The organism is Stenotrophomonas sp. 63632_Sma, from assembly GCF_056482875.1.
This window is the reverse complement of sequence record NZ_CM151220.1, coordinates 2,370,119-2,386,423: the sequence shown is the minus strand read 5'-3', so window position 1 is coordinate 2,386,423 and position 16,305 is coordinate 2,370,119. Positions and strand designations below refer to the sequence as shown.

The 16,305-nt window shown below is 65.2% G+C and carries 14 protein-coding genes; 6 read left to right on the top strand and 8 right to left on the bottom strand.

All coding sequences use genetic code 11. The annotated features are described in order from the left end of the window. Positions 1-286: 286 nt before the first annotated feature. Entirely contained in the window at positions 287-1,213 is a 927-nt protein-coding gene (locus ACZK45_RS11135; RefSeq protein WP_478444632.1) for a hypothetical protein, read from the bottom strand. Positions 1,214-1,418: 205 nt separating this feature from the next. On the opposite strand from ACZK45_RS11135, the gene ACZK45_RS11130 reads away from it, so the two are divergent. The 3 genes from ACZK45_RS11130 to ACZK45_RS11120 all read left to right on the top strand — a co-directional run bounded on the left by ACZK45_RS11130 (position 1,419) and on the right by ACZK45_RS11120 (position 4,212). Further along, positions 1,419-1,580, top strand: a complete 162-nt coding sequence (locus ACZK45_RS11130) for a hypothetical protein (protein WP_012511114.1) — start codon at positions 1,419-1,421, stop codon at positions 1,578-1,580. A 75-nt stretch (positions 1,581-1,655) separates the two neighbouring features. After that, the gene (locus ACZK45_RS11125; protein ID WP_180837151.1) at positions 1,656-2,357 is read left to right on the top strand and encodes a lasso peptide biosynthesis B2 protein; all 702 of its coding nucleotides are present in this window, start codon (positions 1,656-1,658) and stop codon (positions 2,355-2,357) included. A 13-nt stretch (positions 2,358-2,370) separates the two neighbouring features. Next, a complete protein-coding gene (locus ACZK45_RS11120) occupies positions 2,371-4,212 on the top strand; it encodes an asparagine synthase-related protein (RefSeq protein WP_478444631.1) in 1,842 nt (613 codons plus the stop codon). On the opposite strand, the gene ACZK45_RS11115 is transcribed toward ACZK45_RS11120, so the two are convergent. Genes ACZK45_RS11115 through ACZK45_RS11100 form a run of 4 tightly spaced genes read right to left on the bottom strand, consistent with a single transcriptional unit; the run spans position 4,209 to position 10,144 of the window. Then, positions 4,209-4,919, bottom strand: coding sequence for an ABC transporter ATP-binding protein (locus ACZK45_RS11115; protein WP_478444630.1), 711 nt, complete (start codon positions 4,917-4,919; stop codon positions 4,209-4,211). The two genes, ACZK45_RS11120 and ACZK45_RS11115, sit on opposite strands and share 4 nt — an antisense overlap. A gap of 12 nt (positions 4,920-4,931) precedes the next feature. Beyond that, positions 4,932-6,287: an ABC transporter permease subunit gene (locus tag ACZK45_RS11110; RefSeq protein WP_478444629.1), complete on the bottom strand. Its 1,356-nt coding sequence runs from the start codon at positions 6,285-6,287 to the stop codon at positions 4,932-4,934. Beyond that, positions 6,284-7,726: a DUF3526 domain-containing protein gene (locus tag ACZK45_RS11105; protein ID WP_478444628.1), complete on the bottom strand. Its 1,443-nt coding sequence runs from the start codon at positions 7,724-7,726 to the stop codon at positions 6,284-6,286. Before ACZK45_RS11105 ends, ACZK45_RS11110 begins: the two co-directional genes overlap by 4 nt. Before the next feature lie 27 nt (positions 7,727-7,753). Continuing rightward, positions 7,754-10,144: a TonB-dependent receptor plug domain-containing protein gene (locus tag ACZK45_RS11100; protein WP_478444627.1), complete on the bottom strand. Its 2,391-nt coding sequence runs from the start codon at positions 10,142-10,144 to the stop codon at positions 7,754-7,756. Between the two features lie 113 nt (positions 10,145-10,257). Between ACZK45_RS11100 and ACZK45_RS11095 the strand changes: the two genes are divergently transcribed. Further along, positions 10,258-11,910 carry an ABC transporter ATP-binding protein gene (locus ACZK45_RS11095; protein ID WP_478444626.1) on the top strand — a complete coding sequence of 551 codons (1,653 nt, stop codon included), beginning with the start codon at positions 10,258-10,260 and terminating at the stop codon, positions 11,908-11,910. 34 nt (positions 11,911-11,944) lie between these two features. Here ACZK45_RS11095 and ACZK45_RS11090 read toward each other — a convergent pair whose 3' ends face one another. Beyond that, positions 11,945-13,192, bottom strand: a complete 1,248-nt coding sequence (locus tag ACZK45_RS11090) for an SLC13 family permease (protein ID WP_197615182.1) — start codon at positions 13,190-13,192, stop codon at positions 11,945-11,947. A gap of 245 nt (positions 13,193-13,437) precedes the next feature. Here ACZK45_RS11090 and ACZK45_RS11085 point away from each other — a divergent pair, with 245 nt between their 5' ends. Then, positions 13,438-13,650 carry a hypothetical protein gene (locus ACZK45_RS11085; protein ID WP_012511105.1) on the top strand — a complete coding sequence of 71 codons (213 nt, stop codon included), beginning with the start codon at positions 13,438-13,440 and terminating at the stop codon, positions 13,648-13,650. Between the two features lie 24 nt (positions 13,651-13,674). Further along, a complete protein-coding gene (locus tag ACZK45_RS11080) occupies positions 13,675-14,298 on the top strand; it encodes a hypothetical protein (protein ID WP_258015729.1) in 624 nt (207 codons plus the stop codon). Here the strand turns inward: ACZK45_RS11080 and ACZK45_RS11075 are convergent. After that, the gene (locus ACZK45_RS11075; protein ID WP_180837136.1) at positions 14,255-15,289 is read right to left on the bottom strand and encodes a methionine synthase; all 1,035 of its coding nucleotides are present in this window, start codon (positions 15,287-15,289) and stop codon (positions 14,255-14,257) included. The two genes, ACZK45_RS11080 and ACZK45_RS11075, sit on opposite strands and share 44 nt — an antisense overlap. A gap of 38 nt (positions 15,290-15,327) precedes the next feature. Continuing rightward, positions 15,328-16,305, bottom strand: coding sequence for a DUF1852 domain-containing protein (locus ACZK45_RS11070; RefSeq protein ID WP_121503311.1), 978 nt, complete (start codon positions 16,303-16,305; stop codon positions 15,328-15,330).

The window sequence follows — 16,305 nt, the reverse complement described above, 5'->3', positions numbered from 1 at the left end:
ACTACGCCGGGCAGTACGGCGGCGCTTACTCGTCATCGCGTGCCGACACCGCTTCGCGCCTGTGCCAGATACAGATCAGTCCCATCAGGACATGGACGATCGGCGCGTCCTTTCCTGTGGTTTCGGTGGTCCGTGGCTGTTCAATCACGCTGACATCCTCTCTTGTTGAGGATGGGAAGCGTATGCGGCAAGCCCGCAGGCGTCATTCGACAGTTCCGCCAGGTGATTCACCAATCCGGCCATCTCTGTCGACGTGGCCCCAGGGAAGGGAGGGTTCGGCCCAGGATTACAGCGCCGGAACCGTGATCCTCTGCAGGTCGAGCTTGGCCCGCAGGGCGTAGTGCTTGCGGGTGACCGGTACCACGCAGGTCAGGCGCGGGTCGACATAATCCTTGAACAGCGGCGGCCGCGGCGAAGACAGATAGAACGCGCGATCCTGCTTGACCGCTGCCGGCAGCAGAACCTCGCTGAGGTCGCTGTCGGAGGCATCGGTGACGAGGCAGGGCGCATGGCTGAACCCGAGCCGGCGCAGCAGGTACAGGCGATGGGAGCCATTGGTCAGCACCATGCGCCTGCCGAACCGGGTGGCGCTGATCAGGTTGTCACTGAAACCCAGATAGATGACGACGGCGTGGCTGGCTGCGCCGAACGGCTCGTAGTCGGCGATGGCAGCCGGATCGAGGGTCGCCACATCGAGGAAGCGCAGGTCGTTCGAGGTGGACGCGAAGGTGTAGCTGCCATCGGACTGGGTGAAGCGCACTTCCGGATGTGCATGGCTGCCGCTGCGCGCGACAAGCTGCATGACCTCCTGCGCGGTGGGCGAGGCGGTCAGGGATGCCGCCAACTGATCGATGTGACGCAGGTTGATGCACTCCTGGAAGATCACCAGTCGATCGATCTCGACCATCTGCCAACTGCGTGGCAGAACACTCGTCATCCGGTGCATCGAGGGTTGTCGCAGCGTCTGCTCAGCCAGCGGCAGCATCTCATCCGCCAACGCATGGACATTGATGGCGTCGGCCTCACCGGCTTCCTTCTGCTGCAGCCTCAGCACCTCGGCACGTGCCGTCCGCCATTCCTCCACCAGCGCAGCCTCGTCGAAGCGTCCCGGGGGGCAACGCTCCCGTACGAAGCGGATGAGCTTCGGCAGGGGAAACATCCCCTTCAGCAGAAGCGTGGGATCCAGCCCGTCAGCACTGATTTCGGTGTTCATCCCTCTTGCCTCTCATGTGTCGCATCGACAGCGGGCCGTTGGCGTCGTTCGTCACGCCAAAATAATATGTTATATCGTAACATTTCGATGCCTTGGCGGCAATCGCCCCGCACTGTGGCGGCGATGGTGGCTTGGCTGCTCCGTATCCAATGCAACGCGATCCAACGCAACGCATGGATACATCCACTGACTAGAGGAGATGTTCATGAACGAGCTGATTGAGCTGGGTGTAGTGGCAGGACAGCAGAACCCTGAGGATCAGGGTGTGGGAGGCGAACTGATCGAGCTGGGCTCGGTGGTTTCGGAAACGAAGGCGCACAACCACGGCACGTTGTGGGATGGCGTGTTCCCGACCACGTCGCCCTGATCTTCCGCACAACGTCGCATCTGCGGTGCATGCCCTGCATGCACCGCTTCTCCGGTTCCGGCGCAGGAGCGCATGATGGAGCAGGCAGCCGCCCCGTACTTCCTGTCAAAGCACGCCCACGTCTGTGTCACCGGCGATGCGATGGTGATTCTGGACCAGGCCACGGGTAAGTATCTTTCCCTTGAAAGGCGCGGCGCCGCGGGCCTTGGCAAGCTCGTTCTCGATTGGCCCCTGCAGTCCGATGACGCAAGCACGCCAAGGCTTCTGCAGGCCTTGATCGACCGCCGCCTGATCACCGCGGACCCGCTGCTGGGCAAATCCGCCGCCAGCCCTGCCATTACGCTGCCACGGTACTGGGTGCGCGAGGGCGCACCTCGCGGCCGTCCACCGATCATGGCTCGGGACCTGCGTCGTTTCATTGTCTCGTGTGCCCATGCCGCCTGCAGCAGAACATTCCTTCCTTTCAGTGCCACGGTGTCTGCCGAGCGCCGTCGAGCGGATCACCACCACGGCACGCATGTGAGCATTGAAGAACTGGCGTCGCGGGTCCGGGTGTTCGACTGGCTACGACCCCTGGCCTTCAGGAAAACTGATGAGTGCTTTCTCTACTGCCTGGCGATGCGCGAGTTCCTGTCGAAGTACGGCATCGTGCCGCGCTGGGTGTTCGCGGTCAGAACCCAGCCGTTCGCCGCGCACTGCTGGTTGCAGCACGGCGATCACGTGCTGACCGACATTCCCTTCAACCTGCGCCGGATGGTTCCCATTCTGGTGCTGTAACCAAACCTGACGCATGTACCGATACATCGCCGTGCTCTGGAACACCCTCTCTGACGCCGCAACAGCCCAGGCGCAACAGGCCGTGCAACGCATCGAGGCCGCGCTGCCTGGCATTGGTTGCGTGTTGAACGACAACGGTGCTGCGATCTATGCGCAGAGTGACAACCCCGGCTATTTCGAATCCAGTCGATCGGATGCGCTGGTGGTACTCGGTGCGTTCTTCCACAAGGATTTCAGCGAAGGCACCGTGCCCGGCCGCGTGCGCCTCGATGCGGGCTCGGCCGACACCGCCTGCAGCAGCCTTGGCCGGAGCATCGTCCAGCAGTACTGGGGGCGATACGTGGCGTTTGGCTACCAGCCAGAGACAGCGAGTTGGTTCGTGCTGCGCGATCCCACCGCGGAGATCCCGTGCTACATGACCACCGTGGGCCAGTTGACGGTGGTCTTCTCCAACATGGAAGACTGCCTGCTGCTGGGCCTGCGCGAGTTCAACGTCGACTGGTCATTCCTGTCCTATTCGCTGCTGTATCCGTTTCGTGATGGCCTGCAGACCGGCTTTGAGGAAGTCACTGCCGTCGAAGCCGGTGAGGCGGTTTCGATCCGGAACGGCGAACCGGTGGGCCGGCAGTGCCAGTGGAATGTGGTGCGGCTGGCCCGCGACGCGCCGATCGAAGATCTTCAGCAAGCCGTGTCGCTGGCGCGTTCCACGCTGCTGGGCTGCATCGGTGCACTGGCCAGCCCGCACCGGCGCATCCAGCTGCAGCTGTCGGGCGGTCTGGATTCCTCGATCATCCTGGCCGGCCTGTTGCAGGCGCCGTCGGCACCGGAGGTGACGTGTGTTCACCACTACGATGATGGCATCGGCGCCGACGAACGGCTGTTCGCGCGGATGGCAGTGCAAGGGGCCAGTGATTCCTCGGGCAGGCGTTGCGAATACATCGAGTACCGAAGGCAACCTCACTGCGCGCTGGAAGAGATCATGACCTTCCCGCGTACAGCCCGGCCGGCGCATTGTTCCGGCTATCTTCTCCACCGCCGTGACGTGGCCTTCGACGGTGACACCGTGCAGTTCACCGGTGTTGGCGGTGATGCGGTGTTCCTGCGTTTCAAGGGCAATGCCGCTGCGATCGACTACGCCTGGCGGCGCGGCATCGACCGGGATTTCTTCCGCGTCGCCTTCGAAACCGCGCAGTCCGGCGATTCACTGTACGGCGTGCTGAAGGATGCGATGGTCCATGGTCTGCTCAAGCGGCCAGGCAGCATCAATGGCCGTTGGGGCAAACCGTGCCCATGGGTGCGGGTGGACCGCGCCGAACAGGATGGCCTGCAGCCGGCCTGGTTGCGGCATGCGCAGGCGCAGGGCCATCGCGTATCACCCTACAAGCTGGCCCATATCGGCCGGATGGTGTTCCCGACCAGCGTCCTTGATCCGTTCGAAGGCGCCGGCCACTGGCATGGTGTATCGCCGATCAGTGCGCAGCCGCTTGTTGAACTGTTCGCGCGCATTCCGCTGCACCTGCTCATCGCGGACGCGGAAGACCGCACCATCGCGCGGCGTGCAATGAAGGGACTATTACCGGATGCGCTGCTGTCGCGGAAGGTGAAATCCTATCTGGATGATCACTCCGTGGCGGTCACCCAGGGGCACAAGCAGTTCATCAGGAATCTGCTGGTTGACGGCATGCTGGCCAAGCGCGGCTATCTCGACAGCGCGCTGGCCGATGCCGGCATCCAGCAGGTCGGCCCGGACCACTCATCGCAGGTGCTCGGCATCTTCGGCCCGCAGATCAACATCGAAGCGTGGCTGCGGCGCTGGTCCGGCCAGCGTGGCGCGCAGGCGGCCGCCGTGGCCTAGGCGCTGCGGCTCATTTCTTCCAGGTACAGGCTCTCAAGATCGTTCGCGGTGATCGTGCTGGCATCAAGCGTCCTGCGCAGGCGGCCGGCCCGCATCAGGCCGATCGTGGTCGCCACCTCACGGGCACGGAACAGATCGTGGGTGGCCATCAGGATCGCTGTGCCGCGATCGCGTTCCCGCACGATCAGCTCGTGGAACTCGGCTGACGCCGTAGGGTCCAGGCCCGCGGTGGGTTCATCCAGCAACAGGGCCCTGGCTTCCTTGACGATGGCCAGTGCGATGCCGACCTTCTGCCGCATGCCCTTGGAATAGAGGCCCACGCGTCGCCCGAATGCGTCGGTCGCCAGGCCGGCGGACCTGAGTGCGTCCTTCAACCGCGCTGGCGAGCGTTCCTCGACACCGGCCAGGCGCGCGAAGTAGTCCAGATTCTCGTAGCCGGTCAGCTCGTCGTACAGCGCCACGGTCTCGGGGATGTACAGCAGCCGCCGGCGTACCTCCTGCGGCTGCTGGTGCGCACTGAGACCGTCCACTTCGGCCGCACCGGAGGTGGGTTTCAGAAAGCCAAGGAACAGCTTGATGGTGGTCGACTTGCCGGCGCCGTTGGCGCCCAGCAGGCAGAAGATCTCGCCGGGCTTCACCTCGAAGCTGACGTCATCCAGCGCCCGATGTGCACCGTGTTCCATGACCAGGCTTTTTGCAGACAGCATGTGGACGTCTCCTCAGGGCGTTGCCAGCCGGCTGCGCAATGCACCGGCTGCAAGCAGGACAAGCAGGGTGGCAATGATCAGTGCGGCGAGATCGGCCAGGACACCACGTTGGGCGACGCCGGCTGTTTCGTGGAACTGGAAGCGGGGCAGGGTGTCGTACTCTTCGAAGGTCTGCGGCGCGTCACGATCCAGATAGGCCTTGTGCAACAGCCGCCGCGCCTGCCAGAAGGAGTGGACCTGTCCCTGGAAGTCGAGCGCGCGGTCGGCATCCGAGCCTGCGATGCGGTCGAGCGCGTCCTGTGTCGCGACGGCCGGCAGCAGCAGCCGCACCTTGTCCAGAACCTGGCGATATGCGGCCTCGGCCTGCGCATGCGAGGCGATCAGGCGTTCCAGTTCCCGGTCAGCTGCAACCCGATCGGCGTAGGCCTGGCGCGCAGTGTCGGAGATGACGGGGGACGGCGAATTCACTGGCGCCGACCTCGCATGCTCGCGCCGCTGGCGCGTGGCGATATCGGACTGCATCGCCTTTACTTCGGTGGCGAACTGCATCTGTGACGGCGGCGGCGCGATCAGATTCACCGTGGCCAGCGCCAGCGACGGCGCCATGACCACGATCAGCAGCCACAGCGCGCCGGCGGCGATGGCCGCCTCGGTGGTGCGCCGGGCAAGGCAGCCGATCAGCAGTGCAAGGGCCAGCCAGAACGCGCCGTACAGGAGGACGGTCAGGGCCAGCATGGCCAGGCCCGCAGGACTGCGCGCGCCGGCCCCGATCGTCACCGCCAGGAGGATGGCCAGTGCGGGCAGCAGCACCATCAGGCCACGGGCCAGCACCTTGACCATCAGCAGGCGCGTTGCCGACACCGGCTGTGACAGCACCAGCGCCGCGATGCCGCGCTCGCGCTCACGGGACCACAGATCGTGGGTGGCCACGAGAATGACCAGCGGCAGCAGGAAGACGATGACGAAGGCGAGGTCGAACCGTCCCGCAGCCCGTGCCGCTGGATTGCCGATGTCGGCCCAGACGTGCTTGAGCAGCTGGGTCGGATCGCCCAGCGCGACCACATCGGCGGTGTAGGGGTAGGCGTCTGCCTGGCCGATCGACAGCGGTGCCATGGCGGCAGGCGCAAGCACCGGCTGAGTGCGGGGCAGCACCGAGGGCGCCTTGCCGACGAATGCCCGGCTGCGTTCCTTCGTCTGTTGTTCTTCCTGCTTGATCAGGGCGATGGCCGCCTCCCGCTGGTCCACCCATGCGCGGCCGTTCCACGCGGCGTAGGCACCCAGCCCGAGCAGCAGGACAAGCAGCACCGGCAGCGCTCGATCGCGCAGCAATCGGCGGATCTCATAGCGGGCAATCGACACAACGTTCATGGCGATCTCCCCAGCTTCCGAGCGGAGATGAGCACCACCACGCAACCCAGCATCAGCCAGACCAGCAGAATGACGAGATTTCCGCGCTGCGCGGCAGCGGTACCGGCCAGGGTCTGTTGCGGCGGCCGGTAGTGCACTGAACGGGTGATGCCGGCGATGTCGGCCACATGCTTCCCGCCTTGTGGTGCCTTGTGCAGTTTCACTTCCTGGTTGAGTGCCTGGATCAACCGATAACGGTAGTCCTCCACGCCGCGCAGGAACGCCAGATGCGCCGGGAAATCCGTGCCGGCGAAGGCGCGCGACCAGGACTGCAGCGCCAGCGTCGGCGAGGCAAGGCCAAACAGGCGCTGGGTGGCGTCCTGCTGCTGGTAGGTGGCATGCAGGCGATCGAAATGGCGGTTGTAGACGCGCGTCGAGTTGGCCTCGGCAAACTCCAGCGCCACACCGCGGAAGTTCAGCGGCAGGTCGTCAACGCTGTCGACCCGGTAGCGCGCCATCAACGCCGTGCGCAGGGCATCAAGGCGTTTGTCGGCCGGGTCATGGCCATCCGCGCCGTTCTCCGCTTCTTCGGTCACGCCGGTCCTGAACGCCGGTGCCGAAGGGGTCGGGTACAGGGATTCGGCAACCGCAGGCGCCACCCTCGGCAGCAGCAGTGTGGACACCACCCAGAAGCCGAGCAGCACGACCAGTGACGTCCGTGCCGAGCCGGCAAGTGCCGACACCCCCACGGTAAGTGCACAGAACACCAGCAGATAGAGCAGGTAGGCGGCCGCCAGTGCGAGCAGGGCGGCAAGATCCGTGGCGTCGCCGTACTGGATGGACAGCCCCGGAAGACTGATCAGCAGCATGGCCATCACCAGCAGCAGCGAGGCGGCCGCCAGGGCAATCAAGCGTCCACAGATCAGCACGCCGGCCGAGGCGCCGGTGCCGAGTTCCTGGCGCAGCGTCTCGCGGGCCACATCGCCGGACAGTGTGGCGAACCCGGCCAGGATGATCAGCAGCGGCGCCACCACCTGCAGCGCCCACGCCGCAGAGAAACCCTCGAAACGGCTGAGTGCGGTGCCACCATCCACGGCACGGTGCCGGGCCGGGTTCTGCGCGTGGCCCTCGATGAACACCGAGGTTCCCAGGTAGTCCGTCAGCCCCGGGTCCAGTGCAGCCAGGGGCCGCACAGGGGCAGCAATGGCACGCCCCACATGTGCGGCGCTATGCGGGTCGATTGTGCCCTGGCTGTCCCAGAGCCGCGCCTCTTCCTCGCTCATTGCCTGGCGCTCCTGCGCCTGCAGGGTCAGGCGTGCAGCACCACTGAGCACCGATGCTCCCGCAATCAGCAACAGGGCAAGGGCGAGCCACAGCACGCGCCGCTCGCGCCACATCAACGTGAACTGGGTTGCCGCAACAGCAAACGCCTGCTGGATGGCCATGACGGACCGGGACAAGGCAGGGGCTTCGGCGCGCATGGCGGCTTACCAGCGGTGGGTCAGCGACATGGACAGGAAGCGGCCCAGCGCTGTCGCATTGGTGGGGTCGTAGCCGGTGTTGATGCTGTTGACGATGAACGGCGGATCCCGGTCGAGCAGGTTCTGCACGTTGAACGCAAGCGAGGTGCCACGCTGCGGGTCCGCCGATGCACCGAAGTGGTAGGCGAGGTTCAGATCTACGGTCGTCCAGGAGCTGATGTGGGGCCGGGCGACATTGGCGGGGTCGCGATAACTGTCCACGTAGTTCACGAAGATCCCCGCCGCGGCCTGCTGCCGGCTCAGCGCGATGCCACCGCGCATCTTGAGGTCCACCGGGTAGTACACCGAATTCACCGCATCCACCTCGGGCGACGTACTGGTCACGCGCCGCTTCGACTCGATGATGTACTGCCCGGCCAGGTTCAGCCCGATGTGGGTCTGGCCGGCATCGAAGCCATAGGATCCGCTGAAGTCGACACCACGCTGCCGGGTAAAGGCGTTGTTGCGGAAGCGGTTGTCGAGGATCACCTGGCTGTTGGTTTCGTCCGTGCCTGGCGGCAACGCATACGGCCCCACGCGCGAGACGAACAGGCCCAGCCCCGATACGCCCAGCTGGCGTGCCTGCTGGATCTGCTGCTGCGTGGGATTGGTGGTCAGGATGTCTGCGTAAGGTGCGGTGGACTGCAGGAACAGCGACGGGAAGCTGCCGCCGAAGCCGCTGCCGATACGGTCGGCGTATTCGATGTGGTAGTAGTTCGCATCGATCTTGAGCCCCGGCAGCGACGGCGGCGCGAACGAGAAACCGCCGGTCCAGGTCTTGGCCCGTTCGGGGCCCAGATCGGGATTGCCATTGGAGAGCATCATCAGGATGGTGTTGCCATTGGCTGCACTCGGGTTGGGCACGTTCGCCACCACCACGGTGTTGTTCAACTGCATGTCCTGGTACACCGGCGCCCGGTAGGAACGACCATAGCTGGTACGGAACGAAAGCCCCTGGGTCGCCTCCCACAGCAGGCCAAACTTGGGGTTCAGCGTGGAACCGAAATCGCTGTAATCGTCATAGCGCGCTGCCGCAGTGAAGGACAGGCTGCGCACGCCCGGCATGTCCTTCAGCAGCGGGATGTTGAGCTCGCCGAAGGCGGACCTGATCGTTCGATGCAGATCGAGCGGCTTTTCCAGGCCGCGGTGATCGATCAGTTCATAGCCATCGCGGCGATAGCCCGCGCCGAATGCCGCGCGAACCCCACCGGCGGGCAGGCTGAACAGCTCTCCGTCGGCGACCACATCCAGGTAGCGGGATTCGGAGTTCGTATCGGTCGGTGGCGCCGTACTGGCCGAACTGCCGGTGATGGTGGTGCGCTGATAGGACACATCGCTCCTGCCGAACCCGGAATTCAGGCGCGCCTGCCACCCGCGTGGAAGATCCAGGGTGAGTCCCGCGAACAGGTCGAACTGGCGCGTATGCGGGAACAACCGGGTTTCGTCGGCCGTGCCGGAAATGGTGGTGTCCATCTCGCGCTTGGCGAACGAGCCGGTCACGTTCAGGGTCAGCACATCGCTGAGCTGCTGCACGCCGTCCACGTACAGGCTGTGGCGCTTCGAACCGGGATAGAGGTCGTACGGCTTGACCCGCACGTTCTTCGAGAAATCCTTGTCCACCGCCGGCAGGTTGCTCTGCTTCAGGAACTCGTAGCTGGCCAGCACATGGCCACCATCCCACGACCAGCCTGCCGACTGCGAGGCCTGGTATTCCTCCATGCCGCCGGTGGTCACGGCGCCGTAACGCACAGCGGTCTCATACCCGGTGAAGTCGCGGCGCAGGATGATGTTGACTACACCGCCGACCGCATCGGTGCCATAGATGGCCGAGGCACCATCGGTGAGGATCTCCACGCGTTCCACCGCACTCAGCGGTATCAGCGAGACATCCACGTACTGGTAGCGGTTCGACGAGGTCACGCGGTGGCCGTTGATCAGGGTCAACGTGGTGCCGGTTCCCAGACCGCGCAGGTTGATGGCGGTGCCCTGGCCGAAGTTGTTGCCGGTATCGCGGTCGACGCCAAGGTTGGCGACGTTGGCCCCATTGGCGCCACCGCCGAAGTTCTGCGGCAGTTTCTCGAACAGCTGCTGCACGGTGGCCACGCCGGTGCGGTCGATGGCCTCCTTGTCGATCACGATCACCGGCGAGGCGCCTCCGCCAATGGCATCGCGGATGTTGCTGCCGACCACCAGCACCTTGTCCAGGGTGGCGGTCGGCGCCTCGGGTGCTGCGCCTGCGGCCCGCGAACGCCGGGCATCGCCGGGGTTCTGGGCGATCGCAGGCACGCTGGCCAACAGTGCAGCGGCAATGCTGAGGGCCATGAGCGCGCGTGGCATGGCAGCGGATACGTTCGTCATTCCCCGGTCCATCGATCCCATCCGAAAGTGGCCTGCGACGTGGCTACGTCGCTCCTGAATGGATATGTTATAGCATATCATTCTGGGGTTGAGTCCACGCCGGAACCAGGCCGATGAAGAAGACTGCTGCTCCGCCGCCCGTCGCTGAAATCCTGGGCACGTACTGGAAGGCTGACCGCAGGCTGCTGCTGCTCATCGCCGGCAGTGTCGTGCTGTCCAGCCTGGCCAATGTTGCGGCGCCCTATCTTTTCTCACGTCTGATCGACCGTCTGCCCATCGACGGGGTCGGCGCTCTCGCGGGCGGCTTCCTGCTGTATGCGGTCATGCTTGGCGCTGGCAGCGCCCTGCAGAACACCGTGCAGTACCTGTCGTTCCTCAGCGGCGAGAATCTTGGCTTCATCACCAGTACCCGCTACTTCGCCCGTCTGCTGAAGAAGACCAACAGCTTCTTCCTGGAGTACAACGCCGCCGAGCTGCAGGTTGCAGGGGAGAAAGGCCGTGGCGCGCTGAAGATCGTGGTGCAGCTGGGGCTGGTGGCCTTCATTCCCAGTGCGCTGCAGATCCTGCTGACGCTGATAACGCTGGGTGCGTTGATCAACCTGCAGGTGGTGGCCATCGTGCTGGCCTACGGCACGGTAGCCGTCACGCTTTCCGCCATCGCTACCCGGCGCGCACGCATCCATCGCGAAGCTGCGGTCGAGGCCGGCCAGCAGAACGCGCGCTTCGTCGGCAATGCCATGAATGCCATGGAGACGCTGCGCCAGTTCGGCGGCAGCGGCTGGATGGTGCAGCGCTTCGAGCAGAAGGCCCAGGAGGTGCGCGACAGCTGGCGCGCCTACGTACTGCGGCGGATCGGCTTCATTGCGCTGCTGGGCATCGGCCTGGCGGTCGAGTTCATCGTTACCTTCCACCTGTTGCTGCCGCGCTACCAGAGCGGCGGCCTGAGCGTCGGCGACATCGTCCTGTTCAATCTGCTGCTGCTCCAGCTCAACATGCCGTTCGAGATGATCGCCCGTTCGATCGATGACGTTGCGCGCTCGTGGAGCATGCTGGCTCCGCTTTCCACCTTGTGGGCGGCGCCCGAGGAGCAGCAGGTGGCCGATGCCCAGCGCTTTGCGGGTGAAAGCGGCCGGCTGGCGTTCGAGCGGGTCAGCCACCGCTATGGCAACGGTCGCGGGGTAAGCGATGTGTCCTTCGAGGCCGAACGTGGCGGCATCAATTTCCTGATCGGGCCGACCGGGGCAGGGAAGTCGACGCTGTTCAAGCTCGCCCTGAAATCGATCGATCCCCAGCGTGGCCGGATCCTGGTCGATGGCCTTGACCTGTCCCGGATCGACCGTGCGGCCTGGCATGCCGCTGTCGCGGTGGTTCCGCAGGATGTCATCCTGGTCAACGAAAGCCTGGCCGACAACATCCTGCTCGGGCGCGCGCGTGATGATGATCGGCTGCGGCATGCCGCACGCAAGGCTGCGATCCTGCCGTTGATCGAGGCGCTGCCCGAGGGGCTGGAAACCACGGTGGGCGAGCGGGGCCTGAAGTTGTCCGGCGGGGAACGCCAACGCATCGCGATTGCCCGTGCACTGTATGGCGAGCCGGCGATCCTGTTTCTGGACGAGGCAAGCTCCGCGCTGGATGAGGCCACCGAACGCGAGATCATGGACCATATCCGCGCACTGGCGAACGATGTAACCGTAGTGGCCATCACCCATCGGCGAGGCATCGTGAGCCCGACTGACCGGGTGATTGATCTCGGGGGCGATCGCTGAGCGGCTTGGTCATGGCGACCGACCCGCGCCAGACCTAGAGCAGCAACAAGGCCCCGATCAGCGCAGGCGGCATCACCAGCGCGCCGACGCGCAGGAAGTCGAGCGCGCTGACATGCTCGCCCTCGCGGCGCAGCGCCACCAGCCACAGCATCGTGGCCAACGAGCCGGTCACCGACAGGTTGGGGCCCAGGTCCACGCCGACCAGCAATGCGGCGCGGGTCTGTGCCGGCAGGTCGGCCATCTGGCCCAGCGAGCCTGCGGCGAGGCCGACCGGCAGATTGTTGGCCACGTTGCTCAGCAACGCCGCCGCGCCACCGGCCAGCCAGCTGGCCTGGTGCGGTGATGCCTGCGCCACGGCCTGCAGCGCGCTGGCCGCCGCCTGGATGACACCGGTCTGTGCTACCGCTTCCACCAGCACGAACAGGCCGGCCACCAGCGGCAGTACGCCCCATGACACATGGCGCAGCAGCGGCAACGGGCTGCGTCGTTGGCGCATCGCCACCAGTGCCACACTCAGCGTGCCTGCGCAGAACGTGGCCAGGCCGAGCGGGCCGTTCAGTGCGGAGGTCACCAGCAGCACGGTGCCGGTGAACAACACGCCCAGCGCGCTCAGCCGGCCGCCTTCGGTCAGCGGGCGATGCGCCGGCGCCGCCACCAGCGGCTGCGCGATCTCGCGCCGATGCACCCAGCGCAGCACCAGATAGGTGGCGCCGATCGCGGCCAGCGACGGCAGCGCGAACTGTGCCAGCCACTGCATCAAGGGCGGCATGTGCTGGCCGTACACCACCAGATTGGCCGGGTTGGAAATGGGCAGCACGAAGCTGGCCGCATTGGCGATGAACGCACAGACGAACAGATAGGGCAGGGGGTTGGCACGGGCCGCCTTGCAGGCTGCGTAGACCGCCGGGGTCAGCACCACCGCCGTGGCATCGTTGGAAAGAAACACGGTCACCAGCGTGCCGACCAGGAACACCAGGTCGAACAGGCGTCGTCCCGAGCCTCCCGCATGACGGACCGCGTACAACGCCAGCCAGTCGAACAGGCCTTCGCGCCGGGCCAGTTCGGCCAGCACCATCATGCCGACCAGGAACAGATAGACATCGCGGCCCTCGGCCACCGCGTGCAAGGTCGTGCCGACCGACATCGCTCCCAGCAGTGGAAGCAGAAGAGCAGCCCCCAGTGCCCACACGTACTCCGGAATGCGGAATGGCCGTAACAGCAGGCCTACGGTGGCAATGGCCACGGCCGCCCAGATGAGGAAAGAGGAGTAGGAAGCGAGCATCGGGCGGGGTGTCTCAGCGGCGCCGACGCGTACCTCGCAGGAACGCGCCCGCTGCAATCACGGCAGTTCGGGGAAGGCGGCATCATACTCCGTGAGCCGCGCCCGAGCTGTGGAGCCCAGCCCATGCTTGTCTGCTTGCCGCGTGCCCCCGGCACCCACGCTCCGCGAACGTTTTCTTCGGGCGCTCTTCACCGTCGCTCCGCTTAGAGTGAAGGCCACTCAAAGTCTCACGCATGGAATCAACGATGTCCGAATACCGGGACTGGATCTTCAATGCCAACGGCCGAACCCTGGTGGCCCGGGTGGAGCTGGATGGCGACGGCGGCGGCACCATCAACCGCTACCAGTTGACTCCGGGTCCCGCGCAGTCCGGGCTGTGCATCAAGGTAGCCTCGCAGGCCGAAGCCGCAAAGAAGCTCGAAACCGAGGTGGAGAAGCTGCTCGGCCCAGAGTGGTGAGAGGGCTTCGCTACGGCAGAAGCGTTGAGAGGTCGCCAGCGCAAATCCGCAATCTCATTCCATGCGACGGCCGACCGTATTCTTCGGGCCATGCATTCACCCTCCAGCCCTCCCGATTTCATGACCGCTACCCGGCCCTCCGGCTGGGTGCAGAGCGGTGACCGCTGGGACCTGTGGTGGAACGGCCGCTGTGTGGCCAGCGTCGTGCCGCATGCCGTGCTCGGCGTCCGCCTGTTCCTCGCCGCGCGGAAATCACCCCAGCCCAAGGTCGTGGCCGCCGTGAATGCTCGCCAGGCCAAGCGCTACGCCGAGCGATGGTGTGCCGCCCGGCTTTGCCCGCAGTTGCGGTTGCGCGATGCGGTGGCGCGGCTGGTAGATACCGGTGCTCTATCACCTCCGGCGCCTACGCGGGAGCAGCGGCAGCAGGCCCGCCGCCTGGCCGAGGCCGGGGCGGGGGAGATGGGACGGATCAAGGCGGCGCTGGCGCCGCGGCCCCCGGCGATGCTGGCCAGGCCCGAGGTGCCGGGGCGGGGTGGAGCCTGGTCGATACCAGGCCAGGCTCCGTCAACCCGGCGGCCGGAAGGGAGTGCGTTCCCGGCCAAGGCTACGCCGAAAGTTCCTCGCGCACGATCCTTGCCCCTTCGCTGAGCGCACGCAGCTTGCCCCGTGCCACTTCACGGGCCAGTGGCGCCATGCCGCAGTTGGTGCTCGGGTAGAGCTTGTCGGCATCCACGAACTGCAGCGCCTTGCGCAGGGTGCTGGCCACGTCTTCAGCCGTCTCCACCGTGCTGGAAGCCACATCGATGGCGCCGACCATCACCTTCTTGCCGCGCACCAGCTCGATCAGGTCGATCGGCACGTGCGAGTTGTGGCATTCCAGCGAGATGATGTCGAGGTTGGAGGTCTGCAGCTTCGGGAACGACTCTTCATACTGGCGCCACTCCGAGCCCAGCGTCTGCTTCCAGTCGGTGTTGGCCTTGATGCCGTAGCCGTAGCAGATGTGCACGGCGGTCTCGCACTTCAGTCCTTCGATCGCACGCTCCAGTGCGGCCACGCCCCAGTCGTTCACTTCGTCGAAGAACACGTTGAAGGCGGGCTCGTCGAACTGGATGATGTCGACGCCAGCGGCTTCCAGCTCCCTCGCTTCCTCGTTGAGGATCTTCGCGAATTCCCAGGCCAGCTTCTCTCGGCTCTTGTAGTGCGCGTCGTACAGGGTGTCGATCATGGTCATCGGGCCGGGCAGGGCCCACTTGATCGGTTGCGTGGTCTGCCGGCGCAGGAACTTCGCATCCTCCACGAACACCGGCTTGGGCCGGCTCACGGCGCCGACCACGGTCGGCACGCTGGCGTCGTAGCGGTTGCGGATGCGCACGGTTTCGCGCTTCTCGAAATCGACGCCGCTGAGGTGCTCGATGAAGGTGGTGACGAAGTGCTGCCGGGTCTGCTCACCGTCGCTGACGATATCGATGCCGGCGTGCTGCTGTTCCTGCAGGGACAGGCGCAGGGCATCCTGCTTGCCTTCGGTCAGGCCTTCATCCTGCAGCTTCCAGGGCGACCAGAGCTTTTCGGGCTCTGCCAGCCAGGAGGGCTTGGGCAGGCTGCCGGCGGTGGAGGTAGGGAGCAGTTTCTTCGTCGACATTGCGTTCTGTGTCCTGGGGCGAATGGGGAATCGGTGGATCAGCGGGCAGCCCACTGCTCAAGCACGGCGCGATACGGCTTGATGAAGTGCTCTTCGGTGAATTTGCCCTGCTTGACCGCCAGCTGGCTGCGCTCTTCGCGGTCGTAGACGATGCGGGTGGAGGAGTAGTCCTGGTGCTTCAGGCTGGGCTGATAGACCTTGCCGGCCACGGAATTGGCGTTGTAGATCTCCGGCCGGTAGATCTTCTGGAATGCCTCCATCGTGCTGATGGTGCCGATCAGCTCCAGGTTCGAGTAGTCGCCCAGCAGGTCGCCCTGAAAGTAGAACGCCAGCGGCGCGACGCTGCCCGGCGGCATGAAATAGCGCACCTGCAGGCCCATCTTGTCGAAGTACTGGTCGGTGGGGGAGAACTCGCCCTGGCGATACTCCACGCCCAGGATGGGATGGTGGTTCTCGGTACGATGGTAGGTCTTGCTGCTGGAGACGCTGATGCAGATTACCGGCCCCTTGCTGAAATTGGCGCGGTAGGCCTCCGATTCCAGGAAGTGCTGGAACAGCTTGCCGTGAAGATCACCGAAGCCTTCCGGAATGCCGAAGGTGGCCTTTCCCTCGTTGCTGGCCGGCAGTACCACGCTGAAGTCGTAGTCGCGCACATAGGACGAGAAGTTGTTGCCGACGATGCCCTCGGTGCGCGCGCCGGTGTGCGTGTCGACGATGGTCGGGCGCAGCACTTCGATCAGCGGGAACGGATCGCTGCCGTCGGCTCCATCGATGTGCATCTCCACCGAGATGATGTCCAGCTCAACGGCGTAGCGGTCCGCACTCGGGTTGTCCCAGTGCGCCAGATCGTTGAAGCGGTTGTTGATCATGCTGATCGTGTTGCGCAGGTTCTCCTGGCGGGACTCGCCGCGAGCCAGGTTGGCGAAGTTGGTGGTGATGCGCGTGCCGTCAGCGGGCTGGTAGTCCTCGTTGAAAGGGATGCGCGTGATGCTGAAGGTGAAGTTCTCGGTCGTCAT